At 70.1% G+C, this 20,551-nt stretch carries 20 protein-coding genes and 1 pseudogene; 12 read left to right on the top strand and 9 right to left on the bottom strand.

Translation table 11 applies throughout. The features are described 5' to 3' along the window. Window positions 1-106 precede the first annotated feature (106 nt). The 12 genes from V8690_RS03295 to V8690_RS03240 all read left to right on the top strand — a co-directional run bounded on the left by V8690_RS03295 (window position 107) and on the right by V8690_RS03240 (window position 12,917). Window positions 107-1,135 carry a LysR family transcriptional regulator gene (locus tag V8690_RS03295; protein WP_338775782.1) on the top strand — a complete coding sequence of 343 codons (1,029 nt, stop codon included), beginning with the start codon at window positions 107-109 and terminating at the stop codon, window positions 1,133-1,135. Between the two features lie 215 nt (window positions 1,136-1,350). After that, window positions 1,351-2,136: a GntR family transcriptional regulator gene (locus V8690_RS03290; protein ID WP_338775781.1), complete on the top strand. Its 786-nt coding sequence runs from the start codon at window positions 1,351-1,353 to the stop codon at window positions 2,134-2,136. Between the two features lie 5 nt (window positions 2,137-2,141). Continuing rightward, window positions 2,142-3,926 carry a fumarate reductase/succinate dehydrogenase flavoprotein subunit gene (locus V8690_RS03285; RefSeq protein WP_338775780.1) on the top strand — a complete coding sequence of 595 codons (1,785 nt, stop codon included), beginning with the start codon at window positions 2,142-2,144 and terminating at the stop codon, window positions 3,924-3,926. Further along, window positions 3,923-4,888, top strand: a complete 966-nt coding sequence (locus V8690_RS03280; RefSeq protein ID WP_338775779.1) for a HEAT repeat domain-containing protein — start codon at window positions 3,923-3,925, stop codon at window positions 4,886-4,888. Before V8690_RS03285 ends, V8690_RS03280 begins: the two co-directional genes overlap by 4 nt. 12 nt (window positions 4,889-4,900) lie before the next feature. Next, the gene (locus V8690_RS03275; protein ID WP_067022061.1) at window positions 4,901-5,128 is read left to right on the top strand and encodes a ferredoxin family protein; all 228 of its coding nucleotides are present in this window, start codon (window positions 4,901-4,903) and stop codon (window positions 5,126-5,128) included. A gap of 12 nt (window positions 5,129-5,140) precedes the next feature. Beyond that, window positions 5,141-6,658, top strand: coding sequence for an ABC transporter substrate-binding protein (locus tag V8690_RS03270; protein ID WP_338775778.1), 1,518 nt, complete (start codon window positions 5,141-5,143; stop codon window positions 6,656-6,658). Window positions 6,659-6,692: 34 nt separating this feature from the next. Next, window positions 6,693-7,577, top strand: coding sequence for an ABC transporter permease (locus V8690_RS03265; protein ID WP_338775776.1), 885 nt, complete (start codon window positions 6,693-6,695; stop codon window positions 7,575-7,577). Beyond that, complete coding sequence (locus V8690_RS03260; protein WP_338775775.1) at window positions 7,574-8,347, top strand: ABC transporter ATP-binding protein; 774 nt, start codon at window positions 7,574-7,576, stop codon at window positions 8,345-8,347. Before V8690_RS03265 ends, V8690_RS03260 begins: the two co-directional genes overlap by 4 nt. Before the next feature lie 61 nt (window positions 8,348-8,408). Continuing rightward, on the top strand, window positions 8,409-8,747 hold the full coding sequence (gene fdxA, locus V8690_RS03255; RefSeq protein WP_338775774.1) for a ferredoxin: 339 nt from the start codon (window positions 8,409-8,411) through the stop codon (window positions 8,745-8,747). Then, window positions 8,744-10,657, top strand: a complete 1,914-nt coding sequence (locus V8690_RS03250; protein WP_338775773.1) for a 2-oxoacid:acceptor oxidoreductase subunit alpha — start codon at window positions 8,744-8,746, stop codon at window positions 10,655-10,657. Before fdxA ends, V8690_RS03250 begins: the two co-directional genes overlap by 4 nt. Further along, window positions 10,654-11,769 carry a 2-oxoacid:ferredoxin oxidoreductase subunit beta gene (locus V8690_RS03245; RefSeq protein ID WP_338775772.1) on the top strand — a complete coding sequence of 372 codons (1,116 nt, stop codon included), beginning with the start codon at window positions 10,654-10,656 and terminating at the stop codon, window positions 11,767-11,769. Before V8690_RS03250 ends, V8690_RS03245 begins: the two co-directional genes overlap by 4 nt. Window positions 11,770-11,798: 29 nt before the next feature. Then, window positions 11,799-12,917, top strand: coding sequence for a P-loop NTPase (locus V8690_RS03240; RefSeq protein ID WP_338785233.1), 1,119 nt, complete (start codon window positions 11,799-11,801; stop codon window positions 12,915-12,917). A 106-nt stretch (window positions 12,918-13,023) separates the two neighbouring features. Here V8690_RS03240 and V8690_RS03235 read toward each other — a convergent pair. The 9 genes and pseudogenes from V8690_RS03235 to V8690_RS03195 all read right to left on the bottom strand — a co-directional run bounded on the left by V8690_RS03235 (window position 13,024) and on the right by V8690_RS03195 (window position 20,523). After that, window positions 13,024-13,841 (bottom strand): IS5 family transposase gene (locus V8690_RS03235; RefSeq protein WP_338785090.1). Its coding sequence is split into 2 segments (ribosomal slippage): window positions 13,024-13,509 and window positions 13,512-13,841, totalling 816 coding nucleotides; the frame shifts between segments, so codons are not numbered across the junction. Window positions 13,842-13,982: 141 nt separating this feature from the next. After that, on the bottom strand, window positions 13,983-14,108 hold the full coding sequence (locus tag V8690_RS03230; protein ID WP_338775771.1) for a hypothetical protein: 126 nt from the start codon (window positions 14,106-14,108) through the stop codon (window positions 13,983-13,985). Between the two features lie 20 nt (window positions 14,109-14,128). Next, window positions 14,129-14,563, bottom strand: a pseudogene (locus tag V8690_RS03225) (DDE-type integrase/transposase/recombinase); the annotation flags it as partial. Between the two features lie 107 nt (window positions 14,564-14,670). Next, the gene (locus V8690_RS03220) at window positions 14,671-14,895 is read right to left on the bottom strand and encodes a hypothetical protein (protein WP_338775770.1); all 225 of its coding nucleotides are present in this window, start codon (window positions 14,893-14,895) and stop codon (window positions 14,671-14,673) included. 56 nt (window positions 14,896-14,951) lie between these two features. Continuing rightward, window positions 14,952-15,515, bottom strand: coding sequence for a class I SAM-dependent methyltransferase (locus V8690_RS03215; RefSeq protein WP_338775769.1), 564 nt, complete (start codon window positions 15,513-15,515; stop codon window positions 14,952-14,954). Between the two features lie 29 nt (window positions 15,516-15,544). Beyond that, a complete protein-coding gene (locus tag V8690_RS03210; RefSeq protein WP_338775768.1) occupies window positions 15,545-16,447 on the bottom strand; it encodes an NUDIX domain-containing protein in 903 nt (300 codons plus the stop codon). A gap of 130 nt (window positions 16,448-16,577) precedes the next feature. Further along, window positions 16,578-17,768, bottom strand: a complete 1,191-nt coding sequence (locus tag V8690_RS03205) for a M15 family metallopeptidase (protein ID WP_338775767.1) — start codon at window positions 17,766-17,768, stop codon at window positions 16,578-16,580. Window positions 17,769-17,842: 74 nt separating this feature from the next. After that, entirely contained in the window at window positions 17,843-19,327 is a 1,485-nt protein-coding gene (locus V8690_RS03200) for an NUDIX domain-containing protein (RefSeq protein WP_338775766.1), read from the bottom strand. Window positions 19,328-19,386: 59 nt separating this feature from the next. Then, window positions 19,387-20,523 carry an NUDIX hydrolase gene (locus V8690_RS03195; protein ID WP_338775765.1) on the bottom strand — a complete coding sequence of 379 codons (1,137 nt, stop codon included), beginning with the start codon at window positions 20,521-20,523 and terminating at the stop codon, window positions 19,387-19,389. Window positions 20,524-20,551 lie beyond the last annotated feature (28 nt).

Raw genomic sequence — 20,551 nt, 5'->3', positions numbered from 1 at the left:
GACCTCTCCCTTCCTGCATCCCGATGGCGAGTTGCATGTGCACGATCGCCGGGTCCCGCCGGTCTCCGGTAGAGACCCGTTTCCGAGGAGGTCATAAGAGGTGCTGATGGGCCTTCCCCCGGGGACACCGGAACTGAGAGTGCTGGACCTGCTGGTCGCCGTCGCCCAGACCGGCAGTCTCGGCCGGGCCGCCGCGCGGCACGGGATGAGCCAGCCGGCGGCGAGCATGCGCATCACAGCGCTGGAACGGCAGTTGCGGCTGGTCCTGCTCGAACGCGGCCCCACCGGGTCACGCCTCACCCCGGCCGGGACCGCCGTCGTGGACTGGGCGCTGCCGGTGCTCGACGCGGCCCGGGCGCTGGTCAGTGGTGTCGCGGCGCTCCACGCGGATCAGCAGGGCCGACTGCGGATCGCCGCGTCGATGACCATCGCGGATCACCGGGTGCCGGGATGGCTGATGGCCCTGCGCGCCAGGCTCCCCGAGGTCAAGGTCGCCCTGCGGGTAGGCAATTCCTCGCAGGTCGCCGACATGGTGCGCGGCCGTGAGGCCGACCTCGGTTTCGTCGAGGGCCCGCGCGCGCCGGACGGGCTGCACAGCCGCACCCTCGCCGACGACGAGCTGGTCGTGGTGGTCGCTCCGGGGCACCCATGGGCCAGACGCAGACAGCCGCTGCCCCTGCGGACGCTGGCGGCCACTCCCTTGATCGTGCGCGAACAGGGCTCGGGAACGCGCGACGCCGTATGGGAAATCCTTCGCCGTTCCGGGGGAACGACCCTCCGCCCGCCCGCATTCGACAATCTCGCTCCTCCCCTGTCTTCCGCCCGGACCCCTCCTGCCACGGTTTCGGAACGCGCCGCCGGACGGATCCCGGTCCGGCCGGAGTTCGGTGGGCAACCCGCGCCGCCCGCGGCAGAACTGGGTTCCACCACCGCGATCAAGTCGGCCGTGTCCACGGGCGACGCACCTGCCGTGCTGAGCCGCCTCGCCGTATCGGCCGAACTCGACGACCGGCGGCTGATCAGTGTGCCGCTGGAGGACCCCACCCTGCTACGGCGGCGGTTCCGAGCCGTCTGGCTGCGGGAGACACCCCCGGCGGGGCCGGCGGCCACGCTGCTGGCCTTGGCCGCCCGCTGATAGCGGGCGCCCCGCGGGCGACCGGCCGCCATCCACCGGAACCCCTGCCCGGCGGGTGCCCGCAAGGCCTCGCCCCGCCCACAACCCTGGCGCTACCGACTCGCCCATACCTGTTCTCCCAGGTCAGGAGAGCGTTGGCAGGAATGAGGCTGGCGTAACCACTGCGTAATTCCGGCAACCGGTCGGCGTAACACCGCATCCGCAGCATTCCGGCCATGACAGGGATCGTCGCTGGTGGCAGAGGTTCGAGCAGCCGTGTCGCACCGGTACGGCGGATTCGGGACGTGCTCCGCACCCGCGTTCTCACGGGCGTATACGGAACCCGGCCGCTGCCCTCCGAGGCGGAGTTGGCCGCGGAACTTGGGGTCAGCCGCAACGTCGTCCGGGACGTCCTCGCGCTGTTGCGCATCGAGGGCCTGGTCGACAGGACTCCCGGCGTCGGAACGTTCGTCGTGTCGGGAAAGGCCGTCCAGGGCCTGGACCGGCTCCGCGGACTCGCGGAGAGCTTCGACACCGGCTGCGACCGCGTGGTCAACCAGGTGCTGCTGGCGGACACCGTGCCCGCCACGCCCACCGTCGCCGAGCGGCTTGAACTCGCTCCCGGCACCGAAGTGGTCGCCCTGGAGCGGGTGCGGCTCCTCGACGGTCAGCCCCTGTCGCTGGACGCCAGCTACCTTCCCGCGGACATCGGCAGGCCCCTGCTGGAGATGGACCTGGCGCGGCACGACGTCTTCGGGCTGCTCGAAGGCGAACTGAACCTTCCCCTCGGCGCCGCCGCCCTGTCCATAGAGGCGATCGCCGCCGACCGCACCGTCGCCGACCTGCTGCGCGTGGCGGACGGCTTTCCCCTGCTGTTCTTCGAACGGCTCACCTACACCAACGCGGGCCGGCCGATCGATCTCGAGTTCGTCCGATTCCGCGGCGACCGGATGTCCCTGGCCGGCTGGCTCCACCGCACCCCCGACCCGCTGCTGAACCACCCTTCCACCGAAAGGGGCTGACCTCCGTGCAGATCCCACCCCAGTCTCAGCGCCGCGAGTTCACCTGCGACGTTCTCATCGTCGGCGGGGGTACCGCCGGCACCATGGCGGCCCTCACCGCGGCGGCGAACGGCGCGAACGTCCTCCTGCTGGAGAAGGCACACGTACGCCACTCAGGGGCCCTGGCCATGGGAATGGACGGGGTGAACAACGCCGTCGTTCCGGGCAAGGCGACCCCCGAGGACTACGTCGCCGACATCACCCTCGCCAACGACGGCATCGTCAACCAGCGCACCATCTACGAGACAGCGACCCGCGGCTTCGGCATGGTGCAGCGGCTGGAGGGCTACGGCGTCAAGTTCGAGAAGGACGAACACAACGAGTACGCCGTGCGCAAGGTGCACCGCTCGGGCAGCTATGTGCTGCCGATGCCGGAGGGCCGCGACGTCAAGAAGGTCCTCTACCGCACGCTGCGCGCCCGCCACGTGCGCTCCCGGGTCACGATCGAGAACCGGATCATGCCGGTGCGGGTCCTCACCGTGGACGGCCGCGCGGTCGGCGCAGTCGGATTCGACACCCGGTCCGGGGAGTTCGTCACCATCTCGGCCGGCGCGGTCATCCTGGCCGCCGGGGCCTGCGGGCGCCTGGGCCTTCCGGCCAGCGGCTACCTGTACGGCACGTACGAGAACCCCACCAACGCCGGTGACGGCTACGCGATGGCGTACCACGCGGGCGCGGAGCTGTCCGGCATCGAGTGCTTCCAGATCAACCCGCTCATCAAGGACTACAACGGACCGGCGTGCGCCTACGTCGCCAACCCCTTCGGGGGCTACACGGTCAACGCCGACGGCAACCGGTTTGTCGACTGCGACTACTGGTCCGGCCAGATGATGGCCGAGGTCAAGCGGGAGCTGGACAGCGCCCGCGGACCCATCTACCTCAAGCTCAGCCATCTGCCGGACGCCACGATCAACCAGATCGAGGGCATCCTGCACACCACCGAGCGGCCCACCCGCGGCACCTTCCACGAAGGCCGCGGCCACGACTACCGTACCCGTGACATCGAGATGCACGTCTCGGAGATCGGACTGTGCAGCGGCCACTCCGCCTCGGGAGTGTGGGTCGACGAGCACGCCGCCACCACCGTGCCGGGCCTGTACGCCGCCGGGGACATGGCCTGCGTACCGCACAACTACATGATCGGCGCCTTCGTCTACGGGGACATCGCCGGCGAACACGCCAGCGGCTTCGCCGCCTCCGCCGGTCGGCCCGCGCTGCCCGAGGACCAGATCACGGCGGCGCACGAACTGATCTACCGGCCGCTGTCCCACCCGGACGGACCGCCCCAGCCGCAGGTGGAGTACAAGCTGCGCCGGTTCGTCAACGACTACCTCCAGCCGCCCAAGACCGCGCGCTATCTGACCCTCGGTCTGGAGGCTTTCGGGCGGATGAGCCGCGAGATCGCCGGCATGGGGGCCCGCACTCCGCACGAGCTGATGCGCTGCGCCGAGGTCACCTTCATCCGGGACTGCGCTGAGATGGCGGCGCGCGCCTCCCTGGCCCGTACGGAGAGCCGCTGGGGCCTCTACCACCAGCGCGCCGACTGGCCGGAACAGGACGACGCGAACTGGTTCCGGCACCTGAACCTGCGCAAGCGCCGCGCGGCGGGCGCGGGGGAGACGGGCGAGATGGAGACGCTGACCCGGCCGGTGGCGCCGTACATCGTGCCGGTGCCCGGTTTCACCCGCCCGGACGGGGTGCCGGACGTGCCCGCCCCGACCGGCGCCGACCTGGCGGCGGTGTGGGGATGATCAGCGGTACGCCCACGCAGGGCGGTCCCCAACGCATCCTGGCGCTCCTCGAACTCGCCGAGGAGGTCCCGACCACCGAAGAACTGGCGGAGTTCCTCACCGACGCCGACCCCGCCGTGCGCCGCACCGCGCTGACCGTGCTCAGTGAGGCGGCGGAATCCTGGGAGGAGCCCTCGGCGGTCTTCGCCGCGGCCCTGCTGGACCCGGACCCGACCGTCCGTCGCGCCGCCGTCGAACTGCTCGGCGAGCTGCGCGAAGTGCTGGTGCCCGGCGAACGTTTCACACGGTCGCTGCGCGAGGCGTGCGGACACGCGGACGCCGACGTCCGGGGCTCCGCGGTGGTGGCCCTGTGGCGTCACCGGCTGTGCACGGTCGACGAGTTGACCGCGCTGCTGACCGACCCGGACGAGACGGTGCGCTGCGAGACCGTGCTGGGCCTCGTCTCCCTCGACGCGCTCGACGCCCTGGCGGCCGCCGCGGGCGACCCGGCCGCCGCCGTGCGTCTCGCCGTGGCCCGGGGGCTGGCAGCCGTCGGGGACCCGCGCGGTGCCGCCACCCTGATACGCCTCGCCGAGGACTCCGACGTCCTGGTCCGGGCCGCGGCCCTGGCCGCCATGGCCCACACCGGCTGCACCGAGCAGGCGGCGACCCTGGCCCGTACGGCTCTGACCGACCCCGCCTGGCAGATCCGACAGGGGGCGGCGGCAGCGCTGGCCGTGGCCGACCCCCAGGAGGCGATCGCCCCGCTGATCGCCGCCACCCGGGACACCAACCTCGATGTGCGCAAGGCCGCCGTCCGCGCGCTCGGGGGACTGGCGGCGGGCCGCCCGGAGGCCCGGGCCGCCCTCGAGGCAGCAGTCGCCGACGTGGACGCCGATGTCCGCGCCTTCGCCCGCATGGGCCTGTCCGACGCTCGTACGGACCTCACCGGACCCTCGACCACCGACACCGAGACAGGCTGAAGGAGACCACTGATGGCGCAAGCATCCAACCGGGTCGACGTACCGGTCACCATCGACGAATCCAAGTGCATCGACGGATGCACCCTCTGCGTGGACATGTGCCCGCTGGACTCACTGGCCATCCACCCCGAGACCGGCAAGGCGTACATGCACGTCGACGAGTGCTGGTACTGCGGTCCCTGCGCGGCCCGCTGCCCGGTCGACGCGGTCACGGTCGACATCCCCTTCCTTCTGCGGTGACTGGAGCCTGACATGTATCCGTTTCCGCACCCCGTCCCACGGGCGTCGCTCCCGCAGCGGTCCCGCCGCCGGTCGTTGCTCGCCGTACTCGCCGTACTGGGGCTCGGTGTGAGTGCCTGCGGTACCGACACCTCGGCCGGCGGCTCCTCCACCGTCGTGGTCAACGTCGGCTACCAGTCCAAGACCATCAACACCGTCACCGCGGGCACCCTGCTGCGCGACCGGGGCACCTTCGAGCGCAAGCTGAACGCCATCGGCAAGGCCAAGGGGATCCACTACAAGGTCGTCTGGCAGGACTTCCCCTCGGGGCCGCCGCTGACCGCCCAGATGATCGCCGGCAAGGTGGACATCGGCTCCATGGGCGACTATCCGGTCCTGGTCAACGGTTCCAAGACCGCCGAGTTCCCCGACGCCCGGTCCGAACTGGTCGCGGTCACCGGCTACAACCTGCGCGGATCTCTCAATCAGGTCGTCGTGCCGAAGGACTCCCCGGCACAGAAGCTGTCCGATCTGCGCGGCAAGGTGGTGTCCACCAGTGTCGGGTCGGCCGCACACGGAATGCTCGTGAACGCCCTGCGGAAGAACGGGCTGAGCCCGGACGACGTCAAGCTGCTCAACCAGGAACCGGCGGTGGGCGCCTCCGCACTGGAGGGCGAACAGGTCGCCGCGCTGTCCCAGTTCGTGCCCTGGCCGCAGCTGATGGTGTTCCGCAAGCAGGGCAGGCTACTCTACGACGGCGGGTCCAACGGCGTCCCGACGTTCCACGCCGTCGTCTCCCGCAAGGCGTACGCCGAGAATCACCCCGAAGTGATGCGGGCCTTCCTGGAGTCGGTCCGCGACACGGCCAACTACCTGAACAAGAACCCGCTGGCCGCCGCCGAGCGGGTCGCCAAGGTCACGGGTATCGAACCCGAGGTGGTCTACCTCTACAACGGACCGAGCGGCCTGGTCACCTTCGACCCGACCATCAAACCCGAGCTGGTCGCCGCTCTCTCGAAGGACCTCCCCTTCCTCAAGGACCTGGGCTCGGTCAAGAACCTGGACCTGGACAAGTTCGTCAACGACAGCTATCTCCGCAAGATCTACGGCGCCTCGTACGACGCCGCCGGCAAGAGCACCACATCCCCGAGCAGGCTCAGCGGCCAGGACCCGGTCTGCCACGAGCCCGTCAAGGATCCGCGCACCGCCTCGGAAGTGTGGTTCAGCGGCCAGAATTCGACCGGCGTCGCGGCGACTCCCACCTGCCTGCTGCGGCGGATCGCCGCCCGCGACGGGGATGTACGAGCCGCCTACGTACCGGACGCGAAGCACGGGACCCGGATGTTCGCGTCCGCCGCGACCTGGGTGCTCGACCCAGCCGGCCCGCGAACTCCCGGCTGCTGCCGTTCGCGGTGGCCGCCGACGCGGATTCCTATCTGGCAAACCACTCCGACGCCCGCGGGCTCGGCTACGAGGCGGCGCTTGAGGCCGCTGCCTGAGCCGGCGGCGCTCGCGGGACCCGCGCCACGGCACCACCCCTTGCAGAGCTGAGCAGGTATCGCAGACCTCGCAGGAAAGAGGACGCATGACAACGACTCCCGTCTCCCCGCAGTCCCTGAAACCCACCGCTGATCCCGTCGCAGACACCCCGCGACCACGCCCCGGCCTGCGCCCGCTCACGGCGCTCGGAGCGTGGCCGCGCCGACTGGCAGCCGGGACGCGGGCGGCGCTGCCGCTGGCCGCGGCGCTGCTGATCTGGTACCTGCTCACGGCCAACGACGTCGCCCTGTGGCTGCGCTTCGACAAGGTGCCCGGCCCGGTCGAGGTGTTCCACACGCTCAAGGGGCAGCTGACGTCCGGCAGCTACTACCAGGACCTGCTGGCCAGTCTGCGCCGCATCCTGCTCGGCTTCGGGCTCGCCGCGTTGAGCGGGGTGGCCATCGGCATGGCGGTCGGGCGCTCCCGGGTCGTCCAGGCGCTGGTCCGGCCACTCATCGAGGTGGCCCGGCCGATCCCGGCGATCGCCTTGGTCCCGCTGGCGATCCTCATGTTCCCGACCGGCGAGCAGGGCATCGTCTTCATCACGTTCTTCGCGGCGTTCTTCCCGGTGGCGGTGAGCACCATCCACGCGATGAAAACCCTGCCCAAGGTCTGGGAGGAGGCCGCTCGGACGATGGGCGCCCGCCGGCTGTCCGTACTGGCGCACGTGGTGCTTCCGGGAGCGATGCCCGGCATCTTCTCGGGGCTGTCCGTCTCGATGGGGGTGGCCTGGATCTGCGTCATCAGCGCCGAGATGATCTCCGGTCAGTTCGGCATCGGCTACTACACCTGGCAGTCCTACGGGCTGCTCGACTATTCCGGTGTGATCGTCGGAATGCTGTCCATCGGCGTCCTGGGCTGGGGCACGGCGTGGCTGGTGGAGCGGCTCGGATCCCGTATCAACCGCTGGCTGCCGAGGAACGCCCGATGAGCGCCGGAGCGAGGGTCCGGCTGGAAGGTCTGAAGCTCGCCTTCGGCGACATGCCGGCCGCCGAGGTCGACCTCGAGGTGCGGCCCGGAGAGATCGTCGTCCTGCTCGGCCCGTCCGGGTGCGGGAAGTCGACCATTCTGCGGGCCCTGGCGGGACTTCTCACACCCACCGCCGGGCGGGCGGAGGTCGACGGCAAACCGGTGGGTGGGACCGACACGGTCTGCGCGATGGTCTTCCAGGAGGACGCCCTGCTGCCCTGGCGTTCGGCGGCGCGCAATGTCGAGTACGCCCTGAAACTGCGCGGCGTGCCGCGGGGGCAACGGCGTCATGAAGCCGAGGAACTCCTGGCCCAGGTCGGCCTGGAGGGCTTCTTCGACCACCTGCCGGGCCAGTTGTCCGGCGGCATGCGGCAACGTGTGCAGCTCGCCCGGACCCTGGCCACCCGCCCCCGGGTCATGCTGATGGACGAGCCGTTCGGCGCGCTGGACGCCCAAACCCGCTCGGAGATGCAGCAACTGCTGATCTCCGTCTGGCGGCAGTACGGGACCACGATCCTCTTCGTCACCCATGACGTCGACGAGGCCCTGCTGCTGGGCGACCGGGTCGTCCTGCTCAGCCCCCGCCCCGCCGTCGTACGCGAGATCGTCGACATCCCCGGGCCGCGGCGCCCGGGAGCCCAGTTCGAACCCGAATTCGCCCGGCGCCGCTACGAGATCCTCGCCTCGCTCGGCGACGCCGCGCCCGCCGAACTGTCCGCCGAAGGCGCCTGAAGTCCCTGTCGCCCGAACCACTGCAGGTCGTTCGACCCCATACCAAAGGAGTCACCTCATCATGACTTTCGTCATCGGTGCCGCGTGCGTCGACGTCATGGACCGCGCCTGTGTCGACGAGTGCCCGGTGGACTGCATCTACGTAGGGGAGCGCATGGCCTACATCAACCCCGACGAGTGCATCGACTGCAGCGCCTGCGAACCCGTCTGCCCGGTCGAGGCCATCGCCACGATCGAGGAACTCGCACCCGGGGACGCGCCGTTCGTCACCGAGAACGCGCGCTTCTTCTCCGAACCGCTGCCCGGGCGTGCCGAGCCGCTGGGCTCGCCCGGCGGCGCGGCGGGCCTCGGCCTGATCGGTGTCGACACGCCCTTCGTCCAGAGTTACGTGGCGCCATGAGCGGCACGGACGCCGGCCTCGCAGACACCCGGGCCGGCCTGGCAGGCTCCGAGCGCGAACAGACCGAACGCCTGGAGCGTGTCGTCATCCGGTTCGCCGGCGACTCCGGAGACGGTATTCAGCTCACCGGCGACCGGTTCACCTCGGCGGCCGCGGCCTTCGGCAACGACCTGGCCACGCTCCCCAGCTTCCCCGCCGAGATCCGCGCCCCCCAGGGCAGCATCGCCGGAGTCTCGTCCTTCCAGGTGCACTTCGCCGACTACGACATCCTCACCGCCGGAGACCGGCCCGATGTGCTGGTGGCGATGAACCCGGCCGCGCTGAAGGCCAACCTCGCCGACCTGTCGCCGGGCGGCACGGTGATCGTGAACACCGACGAGTTCACCCCACGCAACTTCGCCAGGGCCGGTTACGGCTCCGGCCCACTGGAGGACGGCACTCTCACCTCCTTCCAGGTCCACCAGGTGGCCATGACCACGTTGACCCGGGGCGCACTGGCGGACACCGCTCTGAGCAAGAAGGACGTGGAGCGGGCGAAGAACATGTTCGCCCTGGGCCTGCTGTCCTGGATGTACCACCGTCCGACTGCAGGGACCGAGCGGTTCCTGCGGCAGAAGTTCGCGCGCAAGCCTGAGATCGCCGAGGCGAACATCCTGGCCTTCCGTGCCGGCTGGAACTACGGCGAGACCACCGAGTCGTTCGCCGTGACGTTCGAGGTCGCCCCCGCGACGGCCCTCACCCCGGGCACGTACCGGCAGATCACCGGCAACACCGCCCTCGCGTACGGCATCGTCGCGGCCGGGGCCAGGTCAGGGCTGCCGGTGCTCCTCGGCAGCTACCCGATCACCCCGGCCAGCGACATCCTCCACGAGCTGTCCCGGCACAAGAACTTCGGCGTGACCACGGTGCAGGCGGAGGACGAGATCGCAGCTGTCGGGGCCGCACTGGGGGCTTCGTACGGCGGGGCCCTGGGCGTGACCACCACGTCCGGTCCCGGCCTCGCCCTCAAGAGCGAGACGATCGGTCTGGCCGTGATGACGGAGTTGCCGCTGCTGGTGGTCGACGTGCAGCGCGGCGGGCCGTCCACCGGCCTGCCCACCAAGACGGAGCAGGCGGACCTGCTGCAGGCCATGTTCGGGCGCAACGGCGAATCCCCGGTGCCGGTCCTCGCACCGGCCACCCCCGCGGACTGCTTCGACACGATGCTCGACGCGGCCCGCATCGCCCTCACCTACCGGACACCGGTGCTGCTGCTGTCCGACGGCCACATCGCCAACGGCTCCGAGCCCTGGCTCGTCCCGGACGCCTCCGAACTGCCCGACCTCAGCGTCGAGTTCGCCACCGAGCCCAACGCCCCCGACGGATCGGGCGCGTTCTGGGGCTATCTGCGCGACCCGCGCACCCTCGCCCGGCCGTGGGCGGTGCCCGGCACTCAGGGACTCGAACACCGCATCGGCGGCCTGGAGAAGGCCGACGGCACGGGTGACATCTCGTACGACGCCGACAACCACGACCGCATGGTGCGGTTGCGGCAGGCCAAGATCGACGGGATCACCGTGCCCGACGCCGTGCCGGACGACCCGTCCGGCCGGGCCGAGGTCCTGGTGGTGGGCTGGGGCTCGTCGTACGGGCCGATCGGCGCCGCGGCACGACGGGTCCGCCGGGCCGGACACCCCGTCGCGCACCTGCATCTGCGCCACCTCAACCCCCTGCCCGCCAACCTCGGCGAGGTGCTCTCCCGCTACGAGCGCGTCGTCGTCCCGGAGCTGAACCTCGGCCAGCTCGCGCTGCTGCTGCGTGCCAAGTACCTGGTCGACGCCGTCTCGTACACGAAGGTCGCCGGTCTGCCGTTCGGGGCGGAAGAACTCCAGGGCGTGTTCACCGATGTGATCGAAGGAGTCCGGACATGACCACCGTCGACCTCGGCCTGCCCGGCATCGGCGGGCAGGCACTGGTTCCCGAGTCCGAGTCGAAGCTGTCGCCGAAGGACTTCAAGTCCGACCAGGAGGTGCGCTGGTGTCCCGGCTGCGGTGACTACGCCGTCCTGGCCGCCGTGCAGGGCTTCATGCCCCGGCTCGGGCTGAAGCGGGAGAACACCGTGTTCATCTCCGGCATCGGCTGCTCCTCCCGCTTCCCGTACTACATGAACACCTACGGGATGCACTCCATCCACGGCCGCGCCCCGGCCATCGCCACCGGCCTGGCCGTCGCCCGTCCCGATCTGTCGGTGTGGGTGGTCACCGGTGACGGGGACGCCCTGTCGATCGGCGGCAACCACCTGATCCACACCCTGCGGCGCAACGTGAACCTCAAGATCCTGCTGTTCAACAACCGCGTCTACGGACTCACCAAGGGCCAGTACTCGCCGACCTCGGAGACCGGCAAGGTCACCAAATCCACCCCCATGGGCTCGGTCGACGCCCCTTTCGACCCGGTGTCGCTGGCACTGGGCGCCGGTGCCACCTTCGTCGCACGCGTCCTCGACTCGGACCGCGCGGGGCTGACCGCAGTGCTCACCGCGGCCGCCGAGCACCGGGGCACCGCGCTCGTGGAGATCTACCAGAACTGCCCGATCTTCAACGACGGTGCCTTCGATGTACTCCGGCAACCCGGCGAGAAGGATCGCCGCCTCATCCCGTTGCGCCACGGTGAACCGCTGCGCTTCGGCGCTGAAGGAGAGTTCGGCGTGGTCCGTACCGGTGCGGGAGGGCTGGAGACGGCGAAGGTCTCGGAAGTGGGGGAGGAGGCTCTGGTGGTGCACGACGTCACCCTGGGGGACCCCTCCTACGCCTTCGCCCTGTCGCGGCTGTGCTCCCAGAACCTCGCCCACACCGTCACCGGCGTCTTCCGCTCCGTCAGCCGCCCGGTCTACGACGACCAGGTCCGCGCCCAGATCGAGCAGGCCAGGAGCACCGCATCCGCCGACCTCCAGTCCCTGCTCGCCGGCAAGGACACCTGGACCGTCGCCGGCTGCCCTCGCCCTCACACCCAGCGCCCCACGGATTCGGAGCCCCGCCTGTGACAGCCGCACCAACTCACGAGCACGCCGCCCTGGCCACGGACACGGTCCGCAAGGCGCTGTCCGCGGTCCTCGATCCGGAGATCCAGCGGCCCATCACCGACCTCGGGATGGTCAAGGAGATCTCGGTGGGCGCCGACGGCGCGGTACTGGTCGGCATCTACCTGACCGTCTCCGGCTGCCCGCTACGCGAGAAGATCACTGCGGACGCCAGCGCTGCGGTGTCCGCGCTGCCAGGTGTGCGCGAGGTGCGCATCGAGCTGGACGTGATGAGCGACGAGCAACGCACCGAACTGCGCAGGAGTCTGCGGGGCGACACGGATGAGCCGGAGATCCCCTTCGCCCGGCCCGGCTCTCTGACCCGCGTCTACTGCGTCGCCTCCGGCAAGGGCGGAGTCGGGAAGTCGAGTGTCACGGTCAACCTGGCCGCCGCGATGGCCTCCCGCGGGCTGTCGGTCGGTGTGCTGGACGCCGACATCTACGGCCACTCGGTTCCCCGGATGCTGGGAGTGACGGCCGGCCCCACCCGCGTAGAAAAGATGATCATGCCGCCCGGGGCGAACGGTGTGAAGGTGATCTCCGTCGGCATGTTCACCTCGGGCAACGCGCCGGTGATGTGGCGCGGCCCGCTGCTGCACCGCGCGCTTCAGCAGTTCCTCGGTGAGGTGTACTGGGGGGATCTCGACGTGCTGCTGCTCGACCTGCCGCCCGGCACCGGCGACATCCCCATCTCCCTGGCCCAGTTGCTTCCCGGCTCCGAGATCCTCGTGGTGACCACACCACAGGCGGCCGCGGCCGAGGTGGCCGAGCGGGCCGGGGCCGTCAGCCTGCAGACCGGTCAGCGTGTGGCCGGGGTGGTCGAGAACATGTCCTGGCTGCGGCTGCCGGACGGTTCGATGACGCGGCTCTTCGGCTCCGGCGGCGGCCGGACGGTCGCCGACTCGCTGTCCCGCGCGCTGGTCACGGAAGTCCCTCTGCTGGGTCAGGTGCCGATGGACCCGCTCCTTGGCGAGGCGGGCGACGCCGGTACGCCCTTGGTGCTGAGCGCCCCGGAGGCTCCCGCGGCGGTGGCGCTCAGCGGAATCGCGGATCGGCTGTCCGTACGCCGACGTGGCCTGGCCGGTTGCCGGCTCCCGGTCAGCCCGTCATGAGCGGGTCTCCGGCACCCGGCCGTCCCTCGCCGATCGCGGAAGTATCCGTTGCCCGAGCCCGCAGGCAGGTCAGGCGCCCTTCTTCGGAGCGGAGCGCTTACTGGCCCTAACAAAGCCTTTGAACGTGTCGGTGAGTGATCAGGCAGACGGCAAGTCCGAGGAAGGCTTCGTGGATGTCGTCGCGTCGTTCCCACCGGATGCGCAAGCGGCGAAAGCCATGCAGCCAGGAGATCGTCCGCTCGACGACCCATCGGAAGGTGCCCAGACCGGTGCCGTGCGGCTGTCCCCGCTCGGCGATCGCGGGCCGGATCCCGCGTCGCCGTAGAAGACGGCGGTATTTGTCGTGGTCGTAGCCGCGGTCCGCGAAGAGCATGTCGGGCCGCCTGCGGGGCCGGCCGACGACTCCCGCCACTGCCGGAATCTTGTCCAGCAGGGGAAGGAGTTGAGTGACGTCGTTGCGGTTTCCGCCGGTCAAAGACACCGCGAGCGGGATCCCTTGGCCGTCGGTGATGATGTGGTGCTTGCTGCCCGGTCGTGCGCGGTCGACCGGGCTGGGACCGCTTTTGGGCCCCTGCGTGCGGCCCGGACGTGGGAGGAGTCGATCACCGCCCGCGACCAGTCCAGCTGGTTCTTCGACCGCAACTTGTTCAGCAGCAGTCGGTGCAGCTGGTCCCAGACGCCGGCCTCGTTCCAGGCCGCCAGGCGCCGCCAGCACGTCATGCCCGAGCCGAAGCCGAGCTCCTGGGGAAGGTACTCCCACTGGATGCCGGTATGCAGGACGAACAGGATCCCGCACAGGGCCTGCCGGTCGGGCACCCGTGGCCGTCCCTCCACCTGCTTCGGCGGTGGCTCGGGCAACAACGGCTCGATGAGCGACCACAGTTCGTCCGACACCATCCACGGCCGCGACTGACGCTTCCCCATGCCCACATCAACGAACGATCAAGCCGACAGTCACATGATCAACCAGCTTTTGTTAGAGCCAGTAAGAGCCCACGTCCCCACGCGACAAGCAGCGCCGGTTGTCTCCGCGCGGACGGGGCACGTGCTGGCCGGGCCTGCTGGTCACTCCGGGAGGCGGGCGCTCACCAACAGCGTGGCGGCGGTGCGGGGCCCCTCGCCGGTGGCAGGCAGCGTGTTGGCAGCGATGGCGGTGAACCCGGCCGAGGGGAGCAGTTGGGACTGCTGCATGATCGGGTGACAGCGGCGGTTTATGCAGCCAGAGCTGCGGGTGGGGTCATGATGGTCTCGTACTCGACGGGGGTCAATCGGCCCAGGCGTCGTTGCCGCCGGCGCCGGTGGTAGGTCCGCTCGATCCAGGTGACGATCGCGATCCGCAGTTCCTGACGGGTGGCCCAGACGCGGCGGTCGAGGACGTTCTTCTGCAGCAGCGCGAAGAAGCTCTCCATTGCGGCGTTGTCGCCGGCGGCCCCGACCCGGCCCATTGAGCCGACCAAGCCGTGCCGGGTGAGGACGGCGGCGACCTTGCGGGACCGGAATTGCGATCCACGGTCGGAGTGCACGATGCATCCCGCAGCGGGGCCACGGCGGGCAACGGCGGACTCCAGCGCGGCCACTGCGAGGCGGGACTTCATCCGGGCGTCGATGGAACAGCCCACGATCCGGCCGGAGTACACATCCTTGATGCCGGGCTCACGGTTGCGCGCGACCCGCACGACGTCCTCGCGGAACTCCTTCGGATACGGCTTGGGCACTGCAACATCCTTCCAGGCCGCTTCTCAGCAAGCCAGGTTCAGGTGTCACCCAACCCTGCAGCAGTCCCGTACGAACGCGGCGTCAATGGTGAACTGTCCGCCGCCATCAGGTTTTTGAAGTACACGGCCACCGGCTCGACTTGTCTCCCGAACTGATCCAGCAGCTGATAGGGCTCCCAGGGGTCCTCGGTTTCCAGTAGTCGGCCGATCTCGGGCAGGACAAAGCTCTTCAAGTCCCTTCCGGGACCTTGCTCACCGGGCATGGAGGGAAGCTAGCAGACACATCAACTGACCTGCGGAAACAAGTGAGTTAGTTCGGTCAACACACCCACATCTGTGTCGGCAGGGGTGGGTCGTCGCGCAGCAGGATCATCTGCTCGCGCGGCGCCACGTCCGTGGACGGACCGCGGCCGTGCAGGTCGGTGTGCAGGAGCGAGAGGATCAAGGGGGCGCCCGGACGCAGGCCGTCGCGCAGTGCCGACAGCGAGCGGTGCGGGTCGATGAAGGCGAGCGTCCCGATCGCGTACGCGGCGTCGAACGGCTCGGCTCGGGCCAGGTACTCGGTCACGTCTGCTTGGACCAACTCCACGCCATCAACGTCGGCGTGGGCGGAGACGGCGCGTTCATGCTGGGTCGGGAACAGCTCGATGCCGGTGACGCGGGCTCCGTGAGCCTGGACGAGGTGGACGGCGTGGTGGCCGGCTCCGGACCCGATGTCCAGGACCCGGCGGCCGGCGATGTCACCGAGGACTTCTGCACCCGGTCCGATCCCTTCCCAGGGCGTCCAGCCGAGCTGGTCGGGGATGGGCGGGGCGTAGGCGCGGGCCAGTTGTCTCTGGCCGTAGATCTGCCAGGCCCGGGTGTTGGTGTCCTCGGCGGGCACGTTTGCCTCCTGGGTGGGGGTGCTGGGGGTCAGGCGTGCGTGATCAGGTAGGTGGGGCCCTCGCCGCGCCGGGCTCGTTCGATGGCGTCGAGGCGGGCGAAGGCGCGCGGCGCCATCAGCTCCTGCCAGGTCGCGAGGTCGTGGACGGCCCACATGTCGTGCTCTGCGGGATCGAGTCGGATCCGGCCGAGCTGGTCGGCGGTCAGCTGACCTCCGTCGAAGATGAGCCCCACCTTGTTCAGCGGCAGGCGCGGCCCGGCGTGCAGGAAGTGCGTCAGGAGCAGCTTCGGCGTGTCCAGACCGAGTTCGAGGCCCGTCTCCTCGACCGCCTCTCGCCGTGCGGTCTGCAGCGGGTCCTCGCCTGGGGCGTCCAGGTTGCCGCCCGGGAACTGCCAGAGTCTCGAGCCGTAGACCGAGCGGAGCTGGACCGGCCGGTCGTGTTCGTCGCGGATGTACAGGCAGCCGTACACCGTGTGGTGGGGGACGGTCTGCGCGTACTGCGTGGGCGTCATCGGCATGGGGCGGCCGGGCCGGGCAGGGCGGTGGTCGAATGCGAGGGCGAGAACGCCGAGGGCTTCCTTGACCGGCGGGTAGATGCTGCGGAGGTTGGCGAGCAGCTCTGCGGGCGGCCCGTCCGGGTCGATGCGCACGGTGTCCTCCGAGCTGAGCAGATCCTCGAAGGAGTGGTACGGGGTGATCCGCTTAACGATGACGTCGAGTTCCCGCCCGGTGTCCCGGTCGTGGAAGACGACCGTGTCACCGACTGCGACGGCGCGCTTCTGCGGGGTGGCCACCCTCACTTCGATCGTCTTGCGTCCTGCTTCCACTTGGCGGTAGTACCGCCCGAGCAGGTGCATGTGGTGCTCTTGTGGTTCACCTCCGGTCGCCGGACTCGGGACGGCTGGGATCGCCTGCTGGGTGTCGTCAGGCACACGTGCCTCCGTTCGATGCGGTCTGTCCCTTGCGGCCTTGGGATCGCAGGCGCGCCAGGGTGCGGTGGCCGCGCTCCTGTGGTTCCGGATCGGCGTGGGTGGCGAGAAAGTGGACGAGGATGCCGGCTGGCTAGGGCAGTTCGATCGGTCCGTAGCGCGCGTGCGGCTCCTGCCGCATCAGCGCGTCGTACCGATCCGCTACCGAGAAGTGCCAGAACTCGGTCGCATAGTTGGTAAAACCTGCGTTCTCCATAGCGTTGAGCAGCAGCGTGCGGTGGTGGCGCGCGCGATCACTGAGGTTCGGGGCGTGAGTGAAGCAGGCGCCGTCGCTCTCCTCGGGGGAGGCATTGACGCGGGTGCCGAGGTCGAGTTCGTGGCCGTCCTGGTCGACGAGGGTTACGTCCACGGCCGCGCCCGCGGAGTGGGGCGCGATCTCCGGCGGCGACACGTACCTGCTGGCGGCCCGGTGCAGCTGCTCAGCTGTCCAGCCGGGGTGAGCGGAGGCCAGCTCGTCCCGGTACTCGGTGAAGTAGTGCTGCTGTAGGGCCAGCGGCCGGTAGCCCTCGATGAACAGCAGGTCGGTGCCAGCGGGCAGGAGCGAGCGGGCGTGCTCCAGCCGGGCGAGGACGCCCTCACGGACGTGGGCGAACGCGCCCAGTGGATCTTGCTTGCGGGGATCGACGCGGAAGCTGTGGTCACGCACGTCGACGAGCGGCTCCCCGCACTCGCGCACCGGGATCGCGACGACCCGCGGATCGGACATCAACACCAGAGGGTTCATCGAGTCTCCCTGCGACGGCTTGCACTGCGGTGGCGGGATGGGGGAGGCAGAGGCCAGGTCGGTGTCGCCCACGATTCGCGCGACGGTGTCCTGCAGCGTGCTGTCGGCCGGGATCACGGTCTCCAGACCGCCGGGCAGCAGATCCAGCTCGCGGTACCAGGAGGCGAGGTGGCTGTCGGTGACTTGCGTCAGGTACGCGGCATCCGCCTTCGACGCGTGTCGGACAAACGTCGATTCCAGCGGCACGTCCAGGTAGTAGCAACAGGAGACGCCGCGGTGGTCCCGCACCAGAGACGTGATCAAGCGGCTGTAGCGGTCGGCGTACAGGATCCCCTCAAGCACCACGTGAAAGCCGGCGTTCAGTGCTTCGCGTGCGATCCTGCCCAGCAGGCCGATGTTGGCGCCACGCGCGGTGTCGTGTTCCCTGAGCACGTTCCGGCGGATCACGTCCTGGCCAACGATCGCGATACCGCGGCCGTAGTGATCTCGCAGGCCCTGGGCCACGCTTGACTTGCCTGACGCCGAGTTGCCGCGGATCACCACTAGACGGGTGTCCTCACGGCCGGCCGCAGTTGCAGTGGACACACGACGGTGTGCGCCGCTCGGAGTGCCGGTCATGTGCGCCAGCCCGTCTCGCTGTACAGGTCCCCGTTCTGGATCTTTGCGATGGCTTGGCGGGTGTAGGAAACGAGGTTGTCGGGTAGCGCGGCGGGGTCCCAGAACTTCCACTGGGTGCACTTGTCCGGCTCGCGTAGTTCCGGCTCGCCGGTCCAGGTGCGAGCGCGGAAGAACAGGCCCACGCGGGGCCGGTCCCCGGCGCGGTCGATGTGGTGGACGACGTGGACGAGTTCGACGTCCTGCCGCTCGATGCGCAGGCCGGCTTCCTCCAGTGCCTCCCTGATCAGGCAGGTGATGGCGCTCTCCTGCTCGCGGTGGCCGGCCAGGACGTGCCAGGTGGACGGCGCGAACGCGGAGTCGGGGTGACGCAGCCCGAGCAACACCGTCCCGTCGGGCCGCTCCAGGTAGAGGTGGACGCCGATGACGTTGAGGACCGTGCCGTGCGGCGAAGCTGGGCGACGCTCCTCGTGCGACGAGAGCCGGTTCTGCGGCGCAGTGCTGGCCGGGAGGCTGGCGGCGTGGCGCCGTACGAGATCGCTGGTGGTGTCTGCGATGCGCAGGCGGTGGAGGTCGTCGGGGGCGAACCAGGCCAGCATCACCCCTTCCGTCAGGCGGAGTTCGCGGGGATCGCCGTTCCAGCGGCCGGCGTAGATGGCGATGGGCACGCCCGCGCCGGCGTCGTCGGAGGCGTACTCGGTGCCGAACGGGGTGAGGTCGGCGATGTGGAGACCGGTTTCCTCGGCCAGTTCTCGCCGGACGGTGTGTTCCAGGGTGGCGTCCTTGGGCTCTCGGCCGCCGCCAAGCAGGGACCACATGCCCGGCTCCCAGATCCGGCCGGGGAAGTAGTCACGCAGGTGGAGCAGGTACTCGCCGCGGTCGTTGTAGATCAGGGCGGAGGCGTTGGCCATCTCCGGTTCGGTCTTGGGCGGGAGCTTGAGCAGCTTGTCGCGCAGGGAGGGGGAGGTCACTCTGTCCACGGGCCGCCACTCGATGCCGCCGACCTCTTCTTCCTGCAGCACCACCGGCGCCTCGGTCGCGGTGTGCAGGCGGAAGAGGAACCGGAGGTCGAAGTGCTGGTGGCCGGGTTCGCCTTTGCCCGGGTGGGCGTCGATGTCGTGGGTGTCGATGTCGAGCGGCACAGTCTCGTAGCCGGGCCACGGTGTCACGGCCTGGGGCGGGATCCCGGTCTCCTCGTGCAGCTCCCGCAGCGCCGCTGCTGCCAGGGACTCGTCCTCGGGCTCGGTGTGTCCACCGGGAGTGAGAACCTTCCCGCTCGCCAGGTGCAGCACGTGCAGGACGCGGCCGAGCGGGTCGACGACGATCGCGCCGCAGGTGACGTGTCCGGTGAAGGTGGAGCGGCTGGCGATGTCGGTGTGACGTTCGAGGGCGTCCAGGAGGCCGCCGAGCTGCTCGCGCTCGTGAGGGTGGCGAGCGAGGTAGGTCTCGACGGTGGTGCGGATGTGGTCGTGCGACAGGGGCATGGGGCTCTACCTCAGAGGGGCGTGGCGCGGGACGTGTTGAGGCGGGGTGCTCGTTCGGGTCAGGTCAGCCGCATCCCCTCCGCCGGGATCTCCTCGATGGCGGCGGGGCGAGCGGTGGGCAGGCCCCACCGCTCTCGTGCCGTCTCCGCCGCGAGCTGGGCTTGCCGCGCGCCGGGCGGGCCCCAGCCCAGCAGGGCGGCTGCCTGGGCGGGGGTGGCGAGCAGGCGGGCGAAGGGGTGGCCGGAGGCGGGGTCGACGGCCGCCGGCCCGATGCCGGTGACCCGGGCGGCCAGGCGGAGCCGGGCGTTGGACCCCACTCCGCCGTAGACCTCGCCGGTCTCGTCCAGCACCCAGCCCAGTCGCACCGGTTCGGCCAGGGTGAGCTGGGCTTCCTCGGCGGCTTCGCGGCGCAGGGTGTCCTCGGGAGTCGCGTCGGTCGTCTCCACGGTGCCGCCGGGCAGCATCGGCAGCGCACCCCGCGGGCCGGGGTTGGCCACCAGGACGACCCGGCCGTCGGGGACGAAGCACCACGCCCAGGCTTGCTGCACGGGCAGCCGCTCGGGGACGGGGCCTCGGTGGAGAGGGCTGTCCCACAAGGGCCGGTAGCGGACGTGGACGTCATGGCGGTCCAGCGCCGGGACGTCGTGGATGTGCCGGCCGTCGGCGAGGTGAGCGGTGGCGGTGTTCCCGAACCGGGCACGGTAGGCGGCGAGCATGATCTGCCCGTCCACGGGCCGCAGCCGCTGCATTGCGTCCCGGGTCTCCAGGAAGGCGTACTCGGACAGCTCCTCGCGCGGCAGGCGGATCGCCACCCCCTGGTCGGGGCGGAGGGTTCCCCCGTCGAAGACGAACCGGATCTCGCCGGGGCATGCCGTGGCGGGCTGGAGGTCGGGGTGGTGCGGGGAGAAGGAGTGGACGGCGAGCACGGCCGACAGGGGTAGATCCAGGCCCAGTTCCTCGGTGATCTCGCGCCTGCACGTGATGTGCGGGTGTTCGCCGGCTTCGACGACGCCTCCGGGCAGCAGCCACGAGTCGTCCTTGCGGTAGGTGGGGTGCACCAGCAGGACCCGCCCGACCTCGTCGGTGATGATCGCGGCGGCGCCGAGCCACGCCGCATGCCGGGATGCGGCGTACTGCGCTGCGGGCAGATCGGCACGCGGTGAGACGTGATCCGAAGGGGAGACGGGAGAGGTCACGTATCTCTGCCTTCCGAGGCGGTGTACG

Origin of the sequence: Streptomyces sp. DG1A-41 (assembly GCF_037055355.1) — a bacterium.
GTDB lineage: Bacteria > Actinomycetota > Actinomycetes > Streptomycetales > Streptomycetaceae > Streptomyces.
The sequence above is the reverse complement of the archived record's forward strand: the minus strand, read 5'-3'. Positions and strand labels throughout refer to the sequence as shown.